A 19,290-nucleotide genomic window follows, 5' to 3' on the forward strand; every position below is an offset into this window, starting at 1 on the left:
TCCTAGAATGTGTACATCGCTGCACACAAATAGATGCGCAAAGCTGTGTGACGAGAAAGAGGCTTTCTAACAGGCTTATCAATACTTCGGGAGCTGATTATGGTTCTGCTGTCTCGCTTCACGCGGCGCGTTCTGACGTGCCTGGCGGTAACCGGTTTTCTCGCTGCTGGTGCTCCGGCTCACGCCGATGACACCAATGCCTGGCAAAGTGTGAAAAAGGCTGGTGTTCTCCGCTGCGGCGCGGCCGTGGCTCCTCCCTACGTCATGCGCGACCCGAAAACCGGCGAATATAGCGGCTTTTTCTCGGAACTCTGTAGCAGCTTTGGACAGAACGTGCTGAAGGTGAAGGTCGAGTTCGTCGACACCACGTGGGACAACATCGTCGCCGGCCTGCAGTCCGACAAGTGGGACCTGTCGATGGCGTTGAATGACCCGCCGGAACGGGAGAAAGCCATTTCGTTCTCGGCGCCGGCAACGGACTACAACGTCTCCTTCGTCTACAACAAGAACAATCCAAAGGTTCCAAAGGCCGCTCGCACCATCGCCGAAATCGACAAGCCCGGTGTGACAGTCGCGGTCATGTCAGGAACCGCGCAGGACAAGGCTATCTCTGCCGTTTTCAAGCAAGCGACAATCATGCGTCTGCCGGGTAACGATGAGACGCGCCTCGCACTCATGTCCAAGCGCGCGGACCTGCTCGCAGATGCCAACATCACGAACATGCTGCTTACCGAGGCGCACCCGGAATGGGCGTCCACAATCCAGCCGACTCCGCCGCTCGCCCAGCAGGAAGTCGCATTCGGCCTCAGGAAAGAAACGCCTGCTGCCGACATCGCCGTCCTTAACAAGTATGTCGACGAACAGGTCAAGTCGGGCGCCGTCAACCGCCTCATCAAAACCTCTGTCCAGGCAATGCTTGTCACAAACAAGTGACGCACCCGTTGACGCGGCACGCCCCAATGCGTGCGCTGTTCCGAGGATATTCAGAAGGGCGCCCGTCAATCTGTTCTTTGCAAGCTTGACGAGATAGAACAACACGATGCTTCATGCTCCATGAGGCCGTTTGCAGTGCTTACTGAAAATTTCCGACTACGTCACAGAGGCGATAGAACGCGCACCGTCGTCGACTTGCCTACGTTCCGGGCGCGGATGGATGTCTGCGTGCTGTATGGGAAGCCCATGGGCACCAAGGCTCCTAAGGGTCCCAACTCTCGAGCCGAAGCCGTATTAGCCGATTTCGTATGCGGTTCGGCACTGTCGCCAGCCGCTGATTTTCGAATCACACATCACGTGCCTACGGGCGCGTCAGCTGGAGAGATTCCATGCTTTCTTCCCAAACCATGATTGCTCAACAGGATGTTCCGCCAGTTGCAGTTGGCTGTGCCAACGCGACCTTCGGTGATTTCGTACAGTTTCGAGACGTCTACAAGTCCTACGGCCCGAATCTGGTCGTCATGGACCACATGAACCTTGACATGCGCGCCGATGACCGGCTCGTCATCATTGGACCGAGCGGTAGCGGCAAGAGCTCGCTGCTTCGCGTGATGATGGGGCTGGAAGGCGTCCAGGGCGGCGAGATTGGCTTTCAGGGCAAGCCGTACATCTACGGAGCCGACTCGGGCAAGTCGAAGCGCATCGATGCCAAGCTGCAGAAACAGATTGGCATGGTGTTCCAGCACTACACGCTGTTCCCGCACCTGTCCGTCCTTGGTAATCTCATCCTCGCCCCGACGAAGGTCAGCGGCATCACAAAAGCAGAAGCGACCGAGCGGGCTCGCACGTATCTGGCCCGGCTCGGCCTTGAAAGCAAGCTCCACGCATACCCGAGTCAGCTCTCCGGCGGCCAGAAGCAGCGCGTTGCCATTGCGCGTGCCCTGATGCTCGAGCCGAAGCTGATGTTGTTCGATGAAGTCACCTCGGCCCTTGACCCCGAGATGGTCATCGAAGTGCAAAACGTGATGCTCCAGCTTGCCGAACAGAAGATGGCGATGATTATCGTGACGCACGACATGCACTTTGCGCGCGACATCGCCACACGCGTGGTTTTCTGTGCGAGCGGAAAAATCGTCGAACAAGGCGCTCCCGCCGAAATATTCAAGTGCCCCGAGGAAGCGCGCACCCGCGAATTCCTCGAGAAAGTGCTGCATCTCGACTGAGGTCCGACATGTACTATCACTTCGACTTCCGCTTCCTTGAAGGCAGTTTCGGCGCCTTGCTCGAAGGCCTCAAGGTCACCATCGAGCTCGCCGTAGCCTCGAACATCATGGGTCTCGTGCTTGGCTTCCTGCTCTGCCTCATGGCCATGAGCAGATGGGTCGTCGTACGCTGGCCGGCGCAGCTTTTTATCGAGTTTTTCCGCTGCACGCCTGCGCTTCTACAAATCGTCTGGTTCTTTTACTGCATCCCGATGATGGTCGACGTGTTCATCGACCCCATCCTCATGGGCGTGCTCGCGCTTGGTCTCAATTTGACCGCGTTCAACGCTGAAGCCTACCGTGCAGGCGTTCAGGCGGTCCCTAAGGAGCATCTCGACGCATCTGTCGCTTTGGGCCTCAAGCCGTGGCAGCGCACCATGTATGTGGTGTTGCCTCAAGCACTTCGCAGCTCGATGCCGGTTCTCATGACAAACGGCATTGGCAGTCTGCAGCAGAGCGCGCTCGTTGCCATCGTTGCGGTCGCCGATCTTATGTACGTCGGCAAGAGCCTTGCGACAGAAGCCTACCGGCCGCTCGAAACCTACACGGTCGTTGCTCTCATCTACTTCGCTCTGTCCGTGCCCATCGCAAAATTTGTGCATGTGATTGAGCGTCGTCAGGACCTTGCGGTCAAGCGTTGAGGAGAAGACCATGCATCTCGATTTTTCAGCTGTTCTTCCTTATTGGCTTGTCTTGCTCAAAGGACTGGGGCTCACCCTTGCATTTACGAGCAGCTGCGCGGTTATCGGAAGCCTCGCCGGCTTCGTGCTAAGCCTGCTTCGTATGTCGCCCAACCGATTCATCAAGGGCGCGACAACGCTATACGTGGAGTTTTTACGAGGCACGCCGCTGCTCATCCAGCTGTTCTGGGTCTTCTTTTGCTTCCCGGTCGTTTTCCGCCTTCCGATACCGCCGTATGTTTCGGTTGTGATTTCCCTGACGCTGTACATGGCAGCTATCACTAGCGAGACGTTCCGCGGCGCGTTGAAGTCTATCTCCAGTGAACAGCTCGACGCCTGTATCGCATTGAGCCTTTCGCCGCAAGCAAAAATTCTTTACGTTATTTTCCCCCAAGCACTGCTGCGCGCGATTCCGCCGCTGCTCTCGAACGTCGTCAGTCTGTTCAAGGAAAGTGCGCTCATCTCGTCGGTTGGCGTCGCGGACCTCATGTTCGTCGGACAGAACATCTCGAGCAGCACAGCAAAGCCGGTCGAGTTCCTGACGACGGTCGCGATTATTTACTTCCTCGTCGCTTTTCCCCTCACGCGCCTGGTTGGCGTGGTCGAGTCGCGATTCCTTAAACGCTTTGCCTACTAACCCAACCCGTCCTTCATAAAGGGAGAAACACATGCAGATGAAAGGCATCCTGCCCGCACTCGTCACGCCGTTCAATGCTGCCGGCGCTGTCGACCGCGACGTCCTGGCTAACATTCTCGAGTTCCAGCTCAAGGCGGGGGTAGCCGGCTTCGTGCCGCTCGGCTCGACCGGTGAGTACTACGCGCTGACGCACGACGAGCGCCGCGCCATCCTGAAGACCGTTCTTGAGGTCGTGGGCGACCGCGGCACACTCATCGGTGGCGCGAACGGTTCATGCACCCGTGAAGTCATCGAGCAGGTTCAGCTGGTCCGCGATGCGGGCTACAAGAACGTCCTCATCGCTCCGCCGTACTATGCGCTGCCCTCGCAGGAAGAGCTGATTGGTCACTACGAGGCCATCCTCAAAGCGGTTCCCGACGTCGATGTCGTGCTTTACAACTATCCAGTTCGCACGAACGTCGAAGTGGGCTTCGGCGTGCTGGACGCGTTCAAGGATAACCCGCGGGTCGTCGGCATCAAGGAGAGCAGCGGCAACCTGCTGCGCGCCATCGAAATCGGCGAAAAGTACAAAGACCATTACCAGCTGTCGTGCGGCTCCGATGACCAGGCGCTCGACTTCTTCCTATGGGGCGCGAGCAGCTGGATTTGCGGCCCGGCGAACTGCTTCGTGAAGCCGGTGGTGGACTTCTACAACAAGTTCACCGCTGGCGACATCCGCGGTGCCCAGGACGTAATGCGCTCGCTCTTCCCGGTCATGGCGACGATGGAAGCGGGCAAGTTCGTGCAGAAGGTGAAGTACGGCTGTGAACTGGCGGGATTCAAGGTCGGCTCAGCTCGCATGCCGCTGCAGCCGCTGACCGACGCAGAAAAGGCGGACTTCCGCGCCGTCTTCGAAGCAGCTCAGGCATGACAGGAAGCCGGCGCAGAAATCCGCCGGCAATGCACTCTTGCAAGGTATTCGGATGAGCAAGCACAACTTTAAGAGTATCGAAGGGCATACCGAAGGCATGCCCGTGCGCATGGTGGTTGCCGGCGCGCCGGCGCTCAGCGGTACGACAATGGATGAACGCCGCGGCCTATTTGTGCGAGACCACGACTGGATTCGACGCGCGTTGATGCTGGAACCGCGCGGCCACTCGCATATGTCCGGGACCATTCTTTATCCGCCCCTGTCTGCAGATGCGGATATGAGTCTCGTCTTCATCGAAACATCCGGCTGCCTGCCGATGTGTGGACATGCATCAATCGGCTCCATTTCGTTCGCGCTCGAAGCGGGTCTGATTCAACCCAAGTCGGCTGGTATGGTCGTCGTCGACGTTCCTGCTGGCAAACTGCACGCCAGGTACGTGATGGATGGCGACCGTGTCGCGTCGGTTCGATTCACAAACGTGCCCAGCTTTCTGCTTCATCGCGATATTGAAATCGAGCATCCGCACTTCGGACGTCTTGCCGTCGACATCGCGTATGGCGGCAACTTCTATCCTATCGTGGAGGTGCAGCCGAACTTCCCGGGATGCGAGCACTTCTCTCCAGACCAGCTGCTGGAGTGGGGCCGCCAGCTGCAAACCGCGGTGAACTCGACAATCGACGTCGTTCATCCTGATAACCCAGGCATCCGCAGCGTGAAACATGCCATGTGGACGGGCGCGCCTGTCTCCGATGACGCCGACGCTCGAGCGGTCGTCATCGCCGGCGACACGCTGATTGACCGCTCACCGTGCGGCACCGGCACGTCCGCTCGAGTCGCCCAGCGGTACGCGCGCGGCCTACTCTCGGAGGGGCAAGCTTTCCGGCACCAGAGCCTGATTGGCAGCTGTTTCACTGGTCGAGTGGAATCAACAACAAGACTGAAGAGCGGGTTGGACGCGGTGTTGCCGAGTGTCGAAGGACGCGCCTGGATTACGGGACGGGCAGAATATTATGTCGACACCTCCCAGCCCTATGCTCATGGCTTCAGCTTGAAGGAGTTTGTGAATTGAACGCCGTTCCTCGCGAGAATGCTTCGCTTGACCCGCTTGCCTCTGCCCAGGAATCTGCTGTCGTCATAGGCGGCGGCATCGTGGGCGTGTGCTGCGCGCTTTATCTTCAGCGCGACGGCTACGCGGTTACGCTCATTGACCCGGAAAATCCGGGCAATAGTACGGCGAAGTGGAGTTGTGGCCAGATGGCGGTGAGCGAAATCATCCCGCTATCCAAGCCCGGCATCCTCATGAAAATCCCGGGCTGGCTCATGGACCAGAAGGGTCCGCTCGCGCTGCGTCCAAGCGCTCTGCCTGGAATCATACCGTGGTTCTTCCGCTTTCTCATGTGCGCAAGGCACTCGAAGATTGTGGACATCGCCGAGTCAATGGCGACCCTCACGCATGACGTCTATGCAGACTACGCTCCGTTGCTCGAGGCCTGCGACGACAAAGCTCTGATGGGCGAACGTCCTATTCTGGAAGTCTTCGACAATCCAGCTGCGCTCACGCGCGAGCTGCCACATCTGGAGCTGCGCGAGTCGCTTGGCTTCAGGTCACAGCGTCTGAACGCCAAGGAAATCGGCGACCTCGAGCCGGCGCTTGCTGGCAAGTTCGCCCACGGACTGATTTTCCCTGAGTGGCGCGCTGTCAGCGACACGGAAGGCTTCATCGCTGCGCTCACCGGCAGCTTCATCGCTCACGGCGGACGCCGAATCCAGACTGAGGCCAATCGTATTGTCGAATCGAACGGCCGCGCTGTCGGCGTCGACCTTGCAAATGGCCAGAGCGTTGCGGCGCAGCACGTCGTTGTTGCTGCTGGTACGGGTGCGCGGCGGTTCTTCAATTCGCTGGGGGTAAGCGTGCCGCTCAAGGGCATCGCGGGCTACCAGGCTGTCGTCAAAAACCCGGGTGTGGAATTTCGTCACTCGACCATCTATGCGGATGGCGGTTTCTGCTTCACTCCCATGACTCGCGGCCTGCAGATTGGCGGCACTATCGAATTCGCGGGCGACGGCGCGAAACCGAACTTCGGGCGGGCGGAAATCATCCTCGAAAAGGCCAAACGGGTTCTGCCGGAACTTAAAACCGCCGACGTGGAATACGGTGTTGGCTATCGACCCTTCCTGCCTGACACGAAGCCCATCATCGACCGTTCTCGCAGGCTTGGAAACGTCTTCATGGCGTTCGGCCACGGGCAGCTCGGTCTGACGCTCGGCGCTACCACAGGTCGACTGATTGCCGACATGGTTGCTGGTCGCCCGACCAAGCAGAGCCTTACGCCATTCAGTGCCTATCGTTTTTCTTGACGAGACTTATTATGAAATCGTACGAACAGCTTTTCATCGACGGTCGTTGGGTGGCGCCTGTCAACAAGGGAACCTTCGAAACTGTCGACCCCAGTACCGAGCAGGTGATTGCCAAAGTCGCCTCCGCAACTGCAGAAGACGTCGACCTCGCCGTCAAGGCGGCCCGAAAAGCATTTGATGAGGGTCCGTGGCCGAGGATGAGCGGAGCAGAACGTGGCGTCGTGCTTCGACGCATCGGCAACGGTATCCGCGACCGAATCCAGGAACTTGCCGAAATCGAAGTCCGCGACAACGGTAAGCCGCTTCCCGAAGCGCTTTGGGATCTGGGTGACGCAGCAGGCTGCTTCGACTTCTACGCTGGGCTCGCAGAGAAGCTTGACGAGAACGCTGAGACGCCCGTGACGCTCTCCGACGACCGTTTCAGTTCAGTGGCACGCAAGGAGCCGGTCGGCGTTGCCGGCGCTATTATTCCGTGGAACTTCCCGATGCTGATGGCAGCATGGAAAGTCGCCCCCGCGCTGGCCGCCGGATGTACGATGATTCTGAAGCCGTCAGAGATGACGTCCCTGACGGCCCTTGAGCTGGGCAGTATCGCGGCCGAGGCGGACCTTCCGCCCGGTGTGCTGAACATTCTGACTGGCCCTGGAAGTGATGTGGGCTTGCCAATGAGCGAGCATCCGGGCATCGACAAGCTGGCGTTCACGGGAAGCGTGCCGACCGGCAGCCGCATCATGCAGGCCGCTGCGCGCGACATCAAGAACATCAGCCTCGAGCTGGGTGGCAAGTCCCCCTTCATCGTATTTGATGATAGCGACATCGACGCTGCCGTCGAATGGATAATGTTCGGCATCTTCTGGAATCAGGGAGAAGTCTGCTCGGCTACATCGCGGGTACTCGTTCAGCGTGGCATCTACGACCGTCTCCTTCAGCGGCTGAAAGAGGAAACGCGCAAAATCAAAATCGGTAACGGCCTTGAAGACGGCGTCCTGCTCGGCCCCATTGTTAGCAAGGGACAGTACGAGAAAGTGCTCGCGGCGGTTGCGCGTGGCGAGGCAGACGGGGCGCGATTGGTGACGGGTGGTGACCGTCCTGCACACCTCGACAAAGGTTACTTCATGGAGCCCGTCGTCTTTGCCGACGTCCCTAAGAAAGCTGGGTCTGGAACAAAGAGATTTTTGGACCGGTTGTCTGCATCCGGCCGTTCGACGAAGATAACGAAGCGGTGCGCTCTGCCAACAACTCCCGTTTCGGGCTAGCTGCCGCCGTCATGTCGCGCGACAACGAACGCTGTGAGCGAGTCGCACGGGCGCTGCGCGCCGGCATCGTCTGGATTAACTGCTCGCAGCCCACGTTCACTGAAGCGCCTTGGGGCGGATACAAGCAGAGCGGCATCGGGCGAGAGCTCGGCGTGTGGGGCTTGAACAATTATCTGGAAACGAAGCAAATCACGCGGTATGACGGCGATAAGCCCTGGGGCTGGTACATCAAGTAAGGCGGGTCCATCATGCGCTGGAAAAAGACGCTTCAACTCGTGGATGTGCACTGTGAAGGCGAGGTTGGCAAAGTCATCACCGGGGGAGTTTTGGGAATCCCCGGTGCGACGATGCTCGACAAGATGAACTACATCAACGAGGTCGACGATAGTCTTCGCCGACTGGTTGTGCTCGAACCGCGCGGGTGCCTTCAGATGTCAGTCAATCTGCTGCTGCCGCCGACGCGTCCGGAGGCGCATGCCGGGTTTATCGTCCTGCAGGCGGACAAAGCCTATCCGATGTCCGGCAGCAATGCAATTTGCGTGGTCACGGCGTTGCTCGAGCTCGGCCTGGTCGAGATGCAGGAGCCGGAGACGACTGTTGTTCTCGATACGCCTGCGGGACTGGTGACTGCGCGCGCGACCTGCGAGGATGGACGCTGCACGGGGGTCTCGCTCGACATGGTGCCTTCCTTTGTCGAACTACTGGATTTGGAATTCGAAGTTCCACAACTCGGGAGAATCAAAGCGGACGTAGCTTTCGGCGGGGTGTACTACGCGCTCGTCGATGTTGACCAAGTAGAGATGACTATTGCGCCGGAGAATGCTCGAGCACTTGCTGAGCTTGGCATCCGTCTCAGAGACATCATCAACGGCCGGATTCGGATTCAACATCCGCTTTTCCCGGAGATAAACGAGGTCGCGTACGTCATGTTCCGAAATCGCGTCAGCTCTGAGCTCTATCAGACCTGCACGACGTTGCCGCCGGGGCGAGTCGACCGGTCCCCGTGCGGTACGGGCAGCTCCGCCAATCTGGCGACGCTGGCAGCCAGAGGTTTGGCTGACATCGGAAGCCGGTTGAAGTCGCGCTCGACAATCGGTGGCGAGTTCAATGTGGAACTGCTCGGCAAGACGGAAGTTGGAGGTCGCGCGGCAATTCTTCCGCGCATTCAGGGGCGAGCCTGGCTTTATGGAATCCAGCAGATTGGGGTTGACCCCGATGACCCATTGTCCGCCGGATTCATGCTGAGCGACACGTGGGGCTCCGGTTTTCCGGCGGTCTGAGGCGGAGCGCGCACGATGATAAACTTGAATGCGCGCCCGTGTTTCCGGGCTTACGATGACAGCGGTGGAACCATGAGCAAAGCTACGACGGAGACAGAGGCAGGCGGCCGCCGCCACGGCGGACGGTATATCTACGAGGAGCTGCGAAAGCAGATTCTGACACTGCAACTCAAGCCAGGCTCCCCGCTCGACGAGGTGTCGCTCGCCGCGCAGTTTGGCCTTTCCCGTTCGCCCGTTCGCGACGCGCTCGCCCGCCTTATCAGCGAGGGTCTCGTTACGATTCTTCCGAACCGGACGACGCTCGTCACGCCCTTCGAAATTGAAGAGTTCCCGAAATACATCTCCGCGCTGGACCTCATTCAACGGGCCGTGACCCGTCTGGCAGCACTGCACCGTACGCAGGCGGACCTTGTGCGAATCCGTCAGGCGGATGACGAGTATATGCAAGCGGTTGAGAGCGGCGACTATCAGTCAATGACCGAGACGAACAAGGCGTTGCACGTTGCCATCGCACATGCAGCGAATAATCCCTACTTCATCGGGTACTACGAGCGGCTGCTTGGTGAAGGACAGCGGCTCTCACACCTTCACTTTGATTTCACTGTCACATCACCGACGGCGACGAAGCTAGGACGTGACCACGCCGACCTTATCGACGCGATTGAGCGCAAGGATGCCAATACGGCAGAAAAACTCGCGCATGAACACACGATGTTGTTCCAGCAGCGGTTCCTGGACTACATGCGTCAGAACATGACCGAATCGATGGCGGTTTCTTAATGCCTCACGGTGGGTCACCGAGACCTCGGTGCCCGCTCCTCCTTCAGGTCCGGCTGCGTCTCAGTTTGCGGAGAAACGCCCACAGTTCCGGTATGTCGGATGTTGCGGCATTAAACCTGAACCACTCCGAGGCGTGTTCGCTCGGCCGGAAGTAAGAACCAGGCGCCAACCAGATTCCCTTGCTCAAGGCATCGTTTGTAATCGCGATGCTGTCTTCCGGCTGAATGGGCAACTTTGCCCACAGGAACAGCCCTGCATTCGGTGTATGAAAAATCTCCAGGCCCGCCTCGGACATCGACTGAGTCATCTTTACGTGGGCGTTGAACAGTCGTTCGCGTATGTGCGCAATGTGTCGGTCATAGTGTCCGTCAATGAGCACGCTCGCCACGGCGCGCTCCGTGACTTCAGACGAGGTCAGGCCAACGGCCATCTTCGTGAGAGCAAAACGTGCAACTGGTTGCGGGTTTCCGTCCATTGCGAACGGAAGAACTACGATGGCCGTTGGTGATCGTGCGAAGCCAGGCACATCGTTGTGAAAAGCGACAGGCATCTCGATATCGAAGTGTACAGTATGATAAGGAATGCGAACGCAACAGGCGTGAGCGATCATGGCGCATGGCGCCGTCAGTGAAGTGCGAGCCACGCGCTGGTTCAGCAGAAGTGGCGCAGGTTGATCATCGTATAGGCGAGCGTCTTGAACGCATAGTGAACGTCACTGATGCGCTCAAAGCGCAGCAGCAGACGGCGGAACTTGAAAATCATCTAGCGGGCCTTCCGCCGCTCTTCGGAGCGGCCGGGCTTAAAGTGAGTTTGCCAAGCACTTTGACCGGAAGGACGTTCACCATGAACTATAGTGGCATTGACCTGCATTCGAACAACAGCATGGTTACCGTGATCGATGAAACGGACCGGATCGTGGCTCAAAGGCGCCTGCCCAACGACCTGACGAAGATCCTGGATTTCCTTGCGCCGTGGAAAGACGGGCTTGCTGGCGTCGTGGTCGAGTCGACCTTTTATGGATGCCCCGGAATTATGCACGGTTTGGCGTTGAGGACAACGGAGTGCGCGGCGTGGGTACCGATATGAATCGAAGTACGGGACCGTGCCGCGCGAGCCTTTGAATTCCTGAGCATTGCTGGGCTCACCGATCGGATCAGTTCACGCGGCCGAGCATAATCACAAGCCCTCGAGGAACTGCAGCAGACGGTCGGTGGGCCGGTAGCGCCGTTGCCTGCTGTGGCGCACTTGAAGCGTACTGAGGGCATTGTCAAGTTGACGACGCGGGCATGTACCAATGCAGTATGAGTAGGATTCCTGTTGATTAGCGAGCGATGCCAGTCGGCTCAGCGACGGTCCACTGGAACCAGCTGGCCAGGCGTGCCCGCAGTTGTGAGCGATGGTCACCTGCACTCATCCTGTGCCGGGGCAGCGCGAAGTGCTGACGGATCGGGCCGAAGTTCGACAGAAAGCGCTGCGTGCGCCGCGGGTCACGGAAACCCTGCATCTGACGCTCACGCCGGCGTGTCGGCTGGTGGCTGTTCTCCGCGCGGTTATTGACCCGGGCCGAGGCCTTCACGAAGACGTGCTTCACATCGGCCAGCTGCGGCAACTCGGCCTTTGCCGCCGGATAGCTGCGCAGCTGGTGGGTGACAATCTTCCGGGGCACCGGGTGCGAGCGCAGCATCCTTCTGAAGAAGCGCCTTGCCGCAGTCTTGTCACGGCGCTTTTGCAGCAGCACGTCCAGTTCGACGCCGTGCTGATCGACTGCACGCCACAGCACGTACGGCTTACCGCGCAGTTTGACGAACAGCTCATCGAGATGCCACGTCGTGCCCGGCCGCGGCCGGACCACTTTCACCTGGTAGGCAAACATCGCGTCGAACCGGTCGCACCAGTTGCGCACCGACTCGTAGCTGACCACGACGCCGCGCTCGAGCAGCAATTCCTCGATGTCGCGCAGGCTCAGGTTGAAACGGTGGTACCAGCGTACCGCGCAACTGATAACTGCGGCTGGAAAACGGAAGCCGTGATACGGCGAGGGGTTATTCTTCATCCCCCATTCTACCCAGCGCGGCCTTCAAGTTGACATTGCCATTGAATGTTACGTCGTGGATCCCGCGAGCATCCCGGTAGAGCGTCGCATGCGGCGTGCGAAGACTGACCGGCTTGATGCCATCAAGCTCGTCACCAACCTGCGTGCATGGCTGCGCGGCGAACGCGACCGCATGCACGTGGTTCACGTGCCGTCCGCGCAGGATGAAGCGTCGCGCCACCTGATGCGCGAACGCGGGCAACTGCAGAAGGAAGTACTACAGCACCTCGACCGCATGCGCAAGCTGCTGGCCACGCTAGGCTGTTGGGATGAAGTCGATCACCGGGACTTTGCCGGCCGGCTCGCGCGCGACGAGGTGAGGTGTCACGACGGAACGCCTCTGCCGCTCGAACTGCGCGAGCGGCTGCTGCGCGAATGCGAACGGCTCGCGCTCGCCACCCAGCAGTTCGCCGCACTCGAGAAGACCCGTCAGGCCAGCGTGCCGGCGCCGTCTCGCGCGCGCAGCGATGCCCTAGCACGCCTGAAAGGCATTGGCGAAGTCAGCGCTTCGCGCCTCGCGCCTCGCGCCTCGCGCTCGAACTCTACTGGCGCGATTTCCACAACCGACGCCAGGTCGGGGCCTGTGTCGGATTGGTGCCCCAACCGTATGACAGCGGCGAGAGCCAGACCGACCAGGGGATCAGCAAACAGGGCAACCGGCGCGTACGCGCGCTACTAGTCGAGATGGCCTGGACCTGGCTGCGCTATCAGCCCGGCAGCGCACTCGCAGTGATTCAACCGGCGCACCCAGGGCACCGGCCCCAACCGATGTGCCCGACGCATGGCCATCGTCGCCGTCGCACGGCGCCTCGCGATTGCCCTGTGGCGTTACCTCAAGGCCTGGCGCTGCAGATGCTTCATGTCCTCACGCGCACGGGTCAGATCGCGCAGTGCCTCCTGGGCCTCATCTGGAATCCACACGGGGCTCAACTCGTCGGCGCGATGCAGGCGCGCCAGGCTTAGGGCATCGCGCCGGTCGGTCTTCACGCGCTCGCCCGGCTTCTTCGGAATCAGTGACGGCGCGATGACCTGACAGTCCTGCTTCAACTCACGCAGTTGCCGGCAGATTGTGTAGCCGCACGGGCCGGCTTCGTAGCAGAACGCCAGCCGTCCCGTGCTCCGCTTGAGCTGTGCGACCAGCTTCGTGATGGCCTCCGGCGTGTTCACGATCTCGCCCATATACCGCACTTCGCCGGCCGTGTCGGCGACCGCCACGGCAATCGTTTCCTGATGTACATCCAGGCCCACGTACTTGCTAAACTTGTTCATGACCTGCCCCGTCAATGGCGGCTCTGAGCCGCGGCGTAACCCACCTCAAGCTTAATCCGCGTACCTTGAGGTGCGGCAGGTCCATACATGATGTCTAGAAGAGATGCCTAAGACCAACCATCGCGCCGGTTTGACCCATCCCCGCACCGGGCGTAGCACCTGCGCCCCCCGAGCTTACGCCGTATCGCGCGTGGGTACTGTTCGCGACGTATGCTACCTGGCTGTAGACAGCGCTCCGCTTTGAAAGGAAGTACATGACGCGTACCGTACTTAACGTCGCGCGCGTATCGTGTTCGCGGTTTATGATCCGATAGACTTCTCCATCGACATTCAGAAATGGTGTAACCGGATAGGAAGCGCCGGCATAGTAAATGTTTGACCGGACGCTCGCCGTGCTAGCTGAGGCTGGTTCAACGCTGCGTCCAAGCCATCCACCAACAATTTTCACACCAGAAAATCTCACATAAGCATTCGCCTGTATGCGAGTGTCCTTGTCGCCACTACTCGCAATCGCAACAGGCGCCACCCCCTCGAAGAAGGTGAACGCTGCATTCGTCCCACCACGCTGTTCCTCGTACGACGCCACTACCCCGAACATGGGTGCATCGTACTTCACCATCGCCGACCAATCCCGACACTGATTGAAGTCACCCGCGATGGATCCCGCGCAAGTCCCTTGTCCCGGCGAGTTTCCGGTGCCGGCTGAATCTCGGCCAAAAGAGTAAGTTGCGCCGAGTGTGAATCCGGCGAACGTGCCTTTGTACGCAATGCTGTTATCGCTTCGTGCATTCGGCACATATGCGTCAAGCGATCCAAGGCTATAGATGGCGGGCCCGAGCACATCGTTATCGAGCAGGGCAAGGTAGGTCATGGTGTACTGACGACCAAACGAAACGGTGCCGAACGGCCCACTAACGCCAACCCATGACTGCCGGCCGAAAAGCCGGCCCCCTTGCCCAAGATCCCCACCTCGCAGGTTGAAGCCATCCTCCAGAGTAAAAACAGCTTTATATCCGCCGCCGAGGTCTTCGGATCCACGCAAACCCCACCGCGACGGAAGTGAACCAGTAATCGCTGGCATCCGGAAAAGTTTGTCGCCCGACGCATTCGCATGCGAAATATATTCGACCCCTGTGTCAACGATGCCGTAGAAGATCACGCTGCTCTGACAGAAAGCAGGCATGGTGAAGAGTGCACCCACAAGTGATATGTAGTACTTACTGCAGTTCATACGTCTCCTTCCGTGATATTTGTCGTGTGTGCCGTCAAGCCAAGACAGCCGGCCAGTACCAGGTGCCCGGAACGGGTGCAGAGAGGCTTGCTACATGCAGTTGGAATTTACAGGAGGACTGTTCCGGCGCGCGACGGTCGCCTTGAAAAGGGATGTTGTGGGTGCATGACGGTTGTCTCCAGTTCGTTATGGCCCGGCGTTTGAATCTGACCGGGTATCGCCGTGCGCTTCTTCGCGCGCCTCGTATGACTCAAGTTTCGTCACGGGACACACATTTGGCAATCAGATGGGTTAAATAACGGTAATAGATAAAATGAATAACACCGCCCCGACTTAAGGAAGGCAAGAAATCGGTCGTCACCTATCGTCGTGTAGCCGATCCATCGTCTCCAAATAACTCGAGCACTTGAGCCCGCAGCCAGCGGTTGCCTGGATCGTTCTGCTGGGAGCGGTGCCAATGCTGTTTCAGATCGAATGACGGCATCGAATAGGGAGGTTCGAGCGCGCGCACATCGGCAAACCGTGCGAACACCTCTGCTACGGCAGCCGGGACTGTCACAACGAGGTCAGTGGAAGCAATAACCATCGGAATGCTCAGGAAATGCGGCGAATGGAGCATCTCGCGGCGCTGGACACCTTTCGCCTTCAGGAACTGCTCTACGATTTCCTGGCTGCGCCCTTCGGCCTGCACGACTGCGTGCGGCAGCGACTGAAACTGCTTCTTCGTCAGTCCTTCCGATACCACCGGGTGATCGGCCCGGACCAGACAGACAAAGCCATGACGAAACAATCGCTGCTGGAAGACGTCTGTGCCCTGAAGATCCGGAAAGTAACCGATGGCGAGATCCACTTCGCTGCGCTGCAACGCCGCCATCAGATCCTTCGGATCAGTCGACACAGTGCGCACGTCGACGAGCGGTGCATCTCTCGCGATCCGTTTCAGGATTTTTGGAAGGAAGACCATTTCTCCAACGTCCGACATTGCGAGAGTGAACGTTCGGCGCGCTGTGCCTGAGTCGAAACCGGGCGCCGTGAGGATATGTTCACGGATATCGGCCAGGATCGATTGAACGACCGGGGTCAGCGCGAGCGCGCGCGAGGTCGGCTCCATCCCATGCCGCACCTTTACGAATAAAGGGTCGCCGAGCTGTTCGCGTAGATGTTTGAGCGAATACGACACCGACGGCTGGCTCAGGCCGAGTTCCTCGGCGGCCTTACCGACGTGTCCATGCCGCTGCAACGCGTCAAAGACCCTGATCAGATTCAGATCGAAGTTATCCATTTTGTCTATCACCGTTATTTACGCTATCTGATTGCCAGATGATAATGCAGCCGTGAAACTTGCGGAAAGTCAATTGAGCGAAGCAACGACGGAAGGGTTCCGTCGATGTCTTCCCGACGATATGGAGACAATTATGTTTGCCAAAAACTCGTGGTACGTCGCGGCATGGGCCGACGAAGTAGAAGCCCGCCCCTTCGCCCGGACGCTCCTGAACGAGCCCGTCGTCCTGTTCAGAGGCGCAGGCGGCACAGTGGCAGCGCTGGAGGACCGATGCTGTCATCGTGCCTTGCCGTTGCGCCACGGCGATGTCGTGGGAGACTGTCTGCGCTGCGCCTACCATGGACTGGAATACGACCTGAATGGGCAATGCGTCCGTATTCCCGGTCAGGACAGGATCCCGTCCAAGGCAAAGGTGAAGGCCTATCCGGTGGTCGAGCGCGACGACCTGATCTGGATCTGGATGGGCGATACCGAAAAGGCGGATGCGAACAGGATTGCGGCATACCCGTGGCATCAGGATGGCAGATGGCGGTACAAGAAAAACACGTACCTCATTGAAGCGAACCATCTGCTGATCTACGACAATCTGCTCGACCTGACACATCTCGGCTACGTACACAAGCAGACTATCGGTGGCGATGCCGAAACTCACTTCGCGGCGACGACGAAGACGACGCGCACGGACAGCGGCGTTCGTGTCGAGCGCTGGATGCCGAATTGTGTTCCCCCGCCGACATATACCGCTGCCTTTACATTTGGCACTGATCGGGTCGACCGCTGGCAAGAAATCGAGTTCGAACCCGGACTCGTGCGGATTTTCACTGGAGCCAAGGACGTAGGCGCTGGAGCACCGGAAGGGCAGCGTGACGGCGGATATGGCTTCCGCGGGCTGAACGCGATGACCCCGGAAACGGAAGACACAACGCATTACTTCTGGTCGGCCGCGCATAATTTCCGCCTTGATGAGCCCTCGGTTACTGAAGAGATCTATCGAAACATCGTGGTCACATTCGGCGAAGACAAGGAAATCATTGAGTCGCAATATCGGAGTGTGAAGCGTACTCCCGACAGGCCGTTCGTCGACATCGCATTCGATATCGCCCCAGTGCAGGCGCGTCGACAGTGGACCGCAATGATCAAGGCCGAGTCCGCGCCGGCGTCACTCGAAGCGCAAACCGCGTCGGTCTGAGTTCGGGCGGAAAATATCATGAGTTTGATAGTCAAAGTCACGAACAGGCAGTTGGTCGCCGAGGATGTCTGCGCGTTCGATCTGGTAAATGCGGACGGAAATCCTCTTCCGTCGTTCACCGCAGGCTCACACATTGACGTGCATCCACCCGGCGGTCCCGTTCGCCAGTATTCGATATGTAACGACCCCAACGAAACGCACAGGTACTCGATTGGCGTACTGAAGGACCCCGCTTCTCGTGGTGGTTCGATTGCCATGCACGAACTTAGGGAAGGAACGACCCTCACGATCAGCCTGCCGCGAAATCACTTTCAGCTATCAAAGGACGCGCATCACTCCGTTCTAGTGGCTGGTGGCATTGGGATCACGCCGCTTTTGTCGATGGCCGAAAGCCTCTACACGACCGGCGATTCATTCGAACTCCATTACTGCGCCCGCTCAAGCTCCAAGCTCGCTTTCATGGAACGCCTGAACGGCTCACACTTCGTGTCGAATGTCATCTTTCACGTTGACGATGGCGACGCTACGCAGCGTTTCGATGCCACGTCTCTCTTCAGCGCTGCAAATAATCCCGCCACTCACGTGTATGTCTGCGGGCCGGGTGGTTTCATCGATTACGTCCTGGGGGTTGCTCGCGCTGCCGGATATCGCGACGAGCTATTGCATCGCGAATATTTTGCCGCCGCAATTGAAGACACCGATGAAGAGGACCGAGCATTCCAGATTCGAATCGCAAGCAGCGGCGAGGTGCTATCAGTCGGCGCTGACGAAACGGCCTTATCAGTACTCGCCAAACATGGCGTTCACATTCCGACTTCGTGTGAACAAGGCGTCTGCGGTACATGCCTTACGCGCGTTCTCGATGGCACACCGCTGCACAGGGACATGTTCCTGACCGATGAAGAGCGTGCGGCTGATGACCAGTTCACGCCTTGTTGTTCGCGCTCACGTTCGCCGGTGCTTGTGCTCGATCTGTAGATGACGCAGGAGTATGGCGTCACGCATAACAATGCGATGTCTTGCGCTCCGAGAGGAGCGGGTTCGCAGATTTAACTATGTAACTGGTCCGACGGGTTCTGTCGCAATAAGAAAAGTGCGTTGAACAATGGCCGGCATGCTGAGGACTACTTATACCGCTAACGAGTAGAACTGCTCCGCGGGATTCTGTCCGATACCACAGTCTTTCATTTGCCAGCGCTTGCTTGGTACTAACACTAACTCCGCTGGGATTGACAGTACTCGCGGCAAGACATATCGTTAACTGAAACGGAGGTTCGCTTAAGGTTGTACTCTTCCGCTACCGGCATATGCCTCAGTTGGGCTTATGCGCCGCTTTATCCGAAGTAATAGAACCACCGGAGACACAAATGAATGTCAGGATTTCGGCGATAGTCAGCGTAGCTGTTTCGCTGATGACGGCGGGGTGTGGCGACGGGGGTGTACAAACTGCGTCGCCGCAGCAGCAGACGTTAGCGGAAATGTGCACCACCTCGACCATGCAGAAAGCAATGCCGACGGGCGTCACGGTCAAGGACATCCCAAATTTATGGACGAGCCTGCCGGCAGTATTCCGCGCGACCAAAGGAGGGGTCAACCTGCTAGCTGAGAATGCCTTGGGCGATGGTGCACCCGCCTACTGTCTGGTTACCGGGAGCTTCGTTACCAATTCCGTAACGGGCAAGACCGCAAATTTTGCAGCAGGATTTCCTGCTGCAGATAAGTGGAACGGCAAGTACCTCCAGATTGGATGCGGTGGCAACTGCGGAAACGTTGGTGAGTCGGGAGCTCCCAATCCAGCTCATCTCCGCGCTGGTTATGCGGTCTGGCAAACCGACGACGGTCATGTAGACGGTTCCATTGCTGCAACGGGAACATCTCTCGAGTCCGACAGTAGTTGGGCCGTAAGTTCTCCAGGTGTGCAAAATACCGATGCTGTACAGGATTATCTGCATCGCGCGGTGCATACAATGGCGGCACTTGGCCAGCAGGCAACGGCGTCTGCATACAACGTTCAGACCGTGAAGCGTTCATATTTTATGGGTTGCTCGGACGGTGGTCGCGAAGCGATGGTCGAAGCAACGAAGTATCCACTGGACTTTGACGGAATCGTAGCTGGCGCGCCGTATAACCC

Annotated in this window: 16 protein-coding genes and 5 pseudogenes; 15 read left to right on the forward strand and 6 right to left on the reverse strand. The window is 58.6% G+C overall.

The genetic code is table 11. From position 1 onward, the window contains the following. Positions 1-99: 99 nt before the first annotated feature. From F759_RS0113635 to F759_RS0113680, 10 genes and pseudogenes are all read left to right on the forward strand, one after another. Positions 100-933: a transporter substrate-binding domain-containing protein gene (locus tag F759_RS0113635; protein ID WP_027800349.1), complete on the forward strand. Its 834-nt coding sequence runs from the start codon at positions 100-102 to the stop codon at positions 931-933. A 389-nt stretch (positions 934-1,322) separates the two neighbouring features. Then, positions 1,323-2,156, forward strand: a complete 834-nt coding sequence (locus tag F759_RS0113640) for an amino acid ABC transporter ATP-binding protein (RefSeq protein ID WP_027800350.1) — start codon at positions 1,323-1,325, stop codon at positions 2,154-2,156. 8 nt (positions 2,157-2,164) lie between these two features. Beyond that, positions 2,165-2,836 carry an amino acid ABC transporter permease gene (locus F759_RS0113645; protein ID WP_027800351.1) on the forward strand — a complete coding sequence of 224 codons (672 nt, stop codon included), beginning with the start codon at positions 2,165-2,167 and terminating at the stop codon, positions 2,834-2,836. 10 nt (positions 2,837-2,846) lie between these two features. After that, positions 2,847-3,512 carry an amino acid ABC transporter permease gene (locus tag F759_RS0113650; protein WP_027800352.1) on the forward strand — a complete coding sequence of 222 codons (666 nt, stop codon included), beginning with the start codon at positions 2,847-2,849 and terminating at the stop codon, positions 3,510-3,512. 31 nt (positions 3,513-3,543) lie between these two features. After that, positions 3,544-4,422 (forward strand): dihydrodipicolinate synthase family protein, encoded by an 879-nt coding sequence (locus F759_RS0113655; protein WP_027800353.1) that lies wholly within the window; start codon positions 3,544-3,546, stop codon positions 4,420-4,422. 52 nt (positions 4,423-4,474) lie between these two features. Next, positions 4,475-5,491 carry a 4-hydroxyproline epimerase gene (locus F759_RS0113660; protein WP_027800354.1) on the forward strand — a complete coding sequence of 339 codons (1,017 nt, stop codon included), beginning with the start codon at positions 4,475-4,477 and terminating at the stop codon, positions 5,489-5,491. Continuing rightward, positions 5,488-6,780: an NAD(P)/FAD-dependent oxidoreductase gene (locus F759_RS0113665; RefSeq protein WP_027800355.1), complete on the forward strand. Its 1,293-nt coding sequence runs from the start codon at positions 5,488-5,490 to the stop codon at positions 6,778-6,780. The genes F759_RS0113660 and F759_RS0113665 overlap by 4 nt, the downstream gene beginning before the upstream one ends. Positions 6,781-6,791: 11 nt before the next feature. Beyond that, positions 6,792-8,272 (forward strand): annotated as a pseudogene (locus F759_RS37720) (aldehyde dehydrogenase family protein). Between the two features lie 12 nt (positions 8,273-8,284). Next, a complete protein-coding gene (locus F759_RS0113675) occupies positions 8,285-9,316 on the forward strand; it encodes a proline racemase family protein (protein WP_027800356.1) in 1,032 nt (343 codons plus the stop codon). Between the two features lie 72 nt (positions 9,317-9,388). Beyond that, positions 9,389-10,096: a GntR family transcriptional regulator gene (locus F759_RS0113680; protein WP_027800357.1), complete on the forward strand. Its 708-nt coding sequence runs from the start codon at positions 9,389-9,391 to the stop codon at positions 10,094-10,096. 43 nt (positions 10,097-10,139) lie between these two features. Here the strand turns inward: F759_RS0113680 and F759_RS0113685 are convergent, their stop codons facing one another. Then, entirely contained in the window at positions 10,140-10,706 is a 567-nt protein-coding gene (locus tag F759_RS0113685) for an aminotransferase class I/II-fold pyridoxal phosphate-dependent enzyme (protein WP_027800358.1), read from the reverse strand. A gap of 233 nt (positions 10,707-10,939) precedes the next feature. Between F759_RS0113685 and F759_RS0113695 the strand changes: the two are divergent. Beyond that, positions 10,940-11,110 (forward strand): annotated as a pseudogene (locus F759_RS0113695) (IS110 family transposase); the annotation flags it as partial. Between the two features lie 307 nt (positions 11,111-11,417). Here F759_RS0113695 and F759_RS0113700 read toward each other — a convergent pair. Then, positions 11,418-12,149, reverse strand: coding sequence for an IS6 family transposase (locus F759_RS0113700; protein ID WP_027800360.1), 732 nt, complete (start codon positions 12,147-12,149; stop codon positions 11,418-11,420). 40 nt (positions 12,150-12,189) lie between these two features. Between F759_RS0113700 and F759_RS37730 the strand changes: the two are divergent. Continuing rightward, positions 12,190-13,026, forward strand: a pseudogene (locus F759_RS37730) (IS110 family RNA-guided transposase); the annotation flags it as partial. On the opposite strand, the pseudogene F759_RS37735 reads toward F759_RS37730, so the two are convergent. From F759_RS37735 to F759_RS0113720, 3 genes and pseudogenes are all read right to left on the reverse strand, one after another. Then, positions 13,026-13,457: pseudogene (locus F759_RS37735) on the reverse strand (IS110 family transposase); the annotation flags it as partial. The pseudogenes F759_RS37730 and F759_RS37735 sit on opposite strands and share 1 nt — an antisense overlap. 94 nt (positions 13,458-13,551) lie before the next feature. Then, complete coding sequence (locus F759_RS0113715) at positions 13,552-14,688, reverse strand: porin (RefSeq protein ID WP_027800361.1); 1,137 nt, start codon at positions 14,686-14,688, stop codon at positions 13,552-13,554. Between the two features lie 361 nt (positions 14,689-15,049). After that, complete coding sequence (locus tag F759_RS0113720) at positions 15,050-15,970, reverse strand: LysR family transcriptional regulator (RefSeq protein WP_027800362.1); 921 nt, start codon at positions 15,968-15,970, stop codon at positions 15,050-15,052. Positions 15,971-16,043: 73 nt separating this feature from the next. Between F759_RS0113720 and F759_RS0113725 the strand changes: the two genes are divergently transcribed. Together F759_RS0113725 and F759_RS0113730 are read left to right on the forward strand one after the other, a co-directional pair. After that, the gene (locus F759_RS0113725) at positions 16,044-17,159 is read left to right on the forward strand and encodes an aromatic ring-hydroxylating dioxygenase subunit alpha (protein WP_244438824.1); all 1,116 of its coding nucleotides are present in this window, start codon (positions 16,044-16,046) and stop codon (positions 17,157-17,159) included. An 18-nt stretch (positions 17,160-17,177) separates the two neighbouring features. Then, a complete protein-coding gene (locus tag F759_RS0113730; RefSeq protein ID WP_036024315.1) occupies positions 17,178-18,137 on the forward strand; it encodes a PDR/VanB family oxidoreductase in 960 nt (319 codons plus the stop codon). Positions 18,138-18,287: 150 nt separating this feature from the next. Here F759_RS0113730 and F759_RS45145 read toward each other — a convergent pair. Then, positions 18,288-18,401 (reverse strand): annotated as a pseudogene (locus tag F759_RS45145) (IS6 family transposase); the annotation flags it as partial. Positions 18,402-18,526: 125 nt separating this feature from the next. On the opposite strand from F759_RS45145, the gene F759_RS42135 reads away from it, so the two are divergent. Beyond that, the coding region (locus F759_RS42135) for a tannase/feruloyl esterase family alpha/beta hydrolase (protein WP_161633318.1) at positions 18,527-19,290 on the forward strand (764 nt) is incomplete at its 3' end.

This window comes from Paraburkholderia dilworthii (assembly GCF_000472525.1).
GTDB lineage: Bacteria > Pseudomonadota > Gammaproteobacteria > Burkholderiales > Burkholderiaceae > Paraburkholderia > Paraburkholderia dilworthii.

Excerpts from the sequence above, each read along its gene's own strand:
- F759_RS0113680 (WP_027800357.1), top strand. The coding sequence starts at position 9,389 with ATGAGCAAAGCTACGACGGAGACAGAGGCAGGCGGCCGCCGCCACGGC.
- F759_RS0113640 (WP_027800350.1), top strand. The coding sequence starts at position 1,323 with ATGCTTTCTTCCCAAACCATGATTGCTCAACAGGATGTTCCGCCAGTT.
- F759_RS0113655 (WP_027800353.1), top strand. The coding sequence starts at position 3,544 with ATGCAGATGAAAGGCATCCTGCCCGCACTCGTCACGCCGTTCAATGCT.
- F759_RS0113715 (WP_027800361.1), bottom strand. The coding sequence starts at position 14,688 with ATGAACTGCAGTAAGTACTACATATCACTTGTGGGTGCACTCTTCACC.
- F759_RS0113685 (WP_027800358.1), bottom strand. The coding sequence starts at position 10,706 with ATGATCGCTCACGCCTGTTGCGTTCGCATTCCTTATCATACTGTACAC.
- F759_RS0113660 (WP_027800354.1), top strand. The coding sequence starts at position 4,475 with ATGAGCAAGCACAACTTTAAGAGTATCGAAGGGCATACCGAAGGCATG.
- F759_RS0113675 (WP_027800356.1), top strand. The coding sequence starts at position 8,285 with ATGCGCTGGAAAAAGACGCTTCAACTCGTGGATGTGCACTGTGAAGGC.
- F759_RS0113730 (WP_036024315.1), top strand. The coding sequence starts at position 17,178 with ATGAGTTTGATAGTCAAAGTCACGAACAGGCAGTTGGTCGCCGAGGAT.
- F759_RS0113635 (WP_027800349.1), top strand. The coding sequence starts at position 100 with ATGGTTCTGCTGTCTCGCTTCACGCGGCGCGTTCTGACGTGCCTGGCG.
- F759_RS0113650 (WP_027800352.1), top strand. The coding sequence starts at position 2,847 with ATGCATCTCGATTTTTCAGCTGTTCTTCCTTATTGGCTTGTCTTGCTC.
- F759_RS0113700 (WP_027800360.1), bottom strand. The coding sequence starts at position 12,149 with ATGAAGAATAACCCCTCGCCGTATCACGGCTTCCGTTTTCCAGCCGCA.
- F759_RS0113645 (WP_027800351.1), top strand. The coding sequence starts at position 2,165 with ATGTACTATCACTTCGACTTCCGCTTCCTTGAAGGCAGTTTCGGCGCC.
- F759_RS0113720 (WP_027800362.1), bottom strand. The coding sequence starts at position 15,970 with ATGGATAACTTCGATCTGAATCTGATCAGGGTCTTTGACGCGTTGCAG.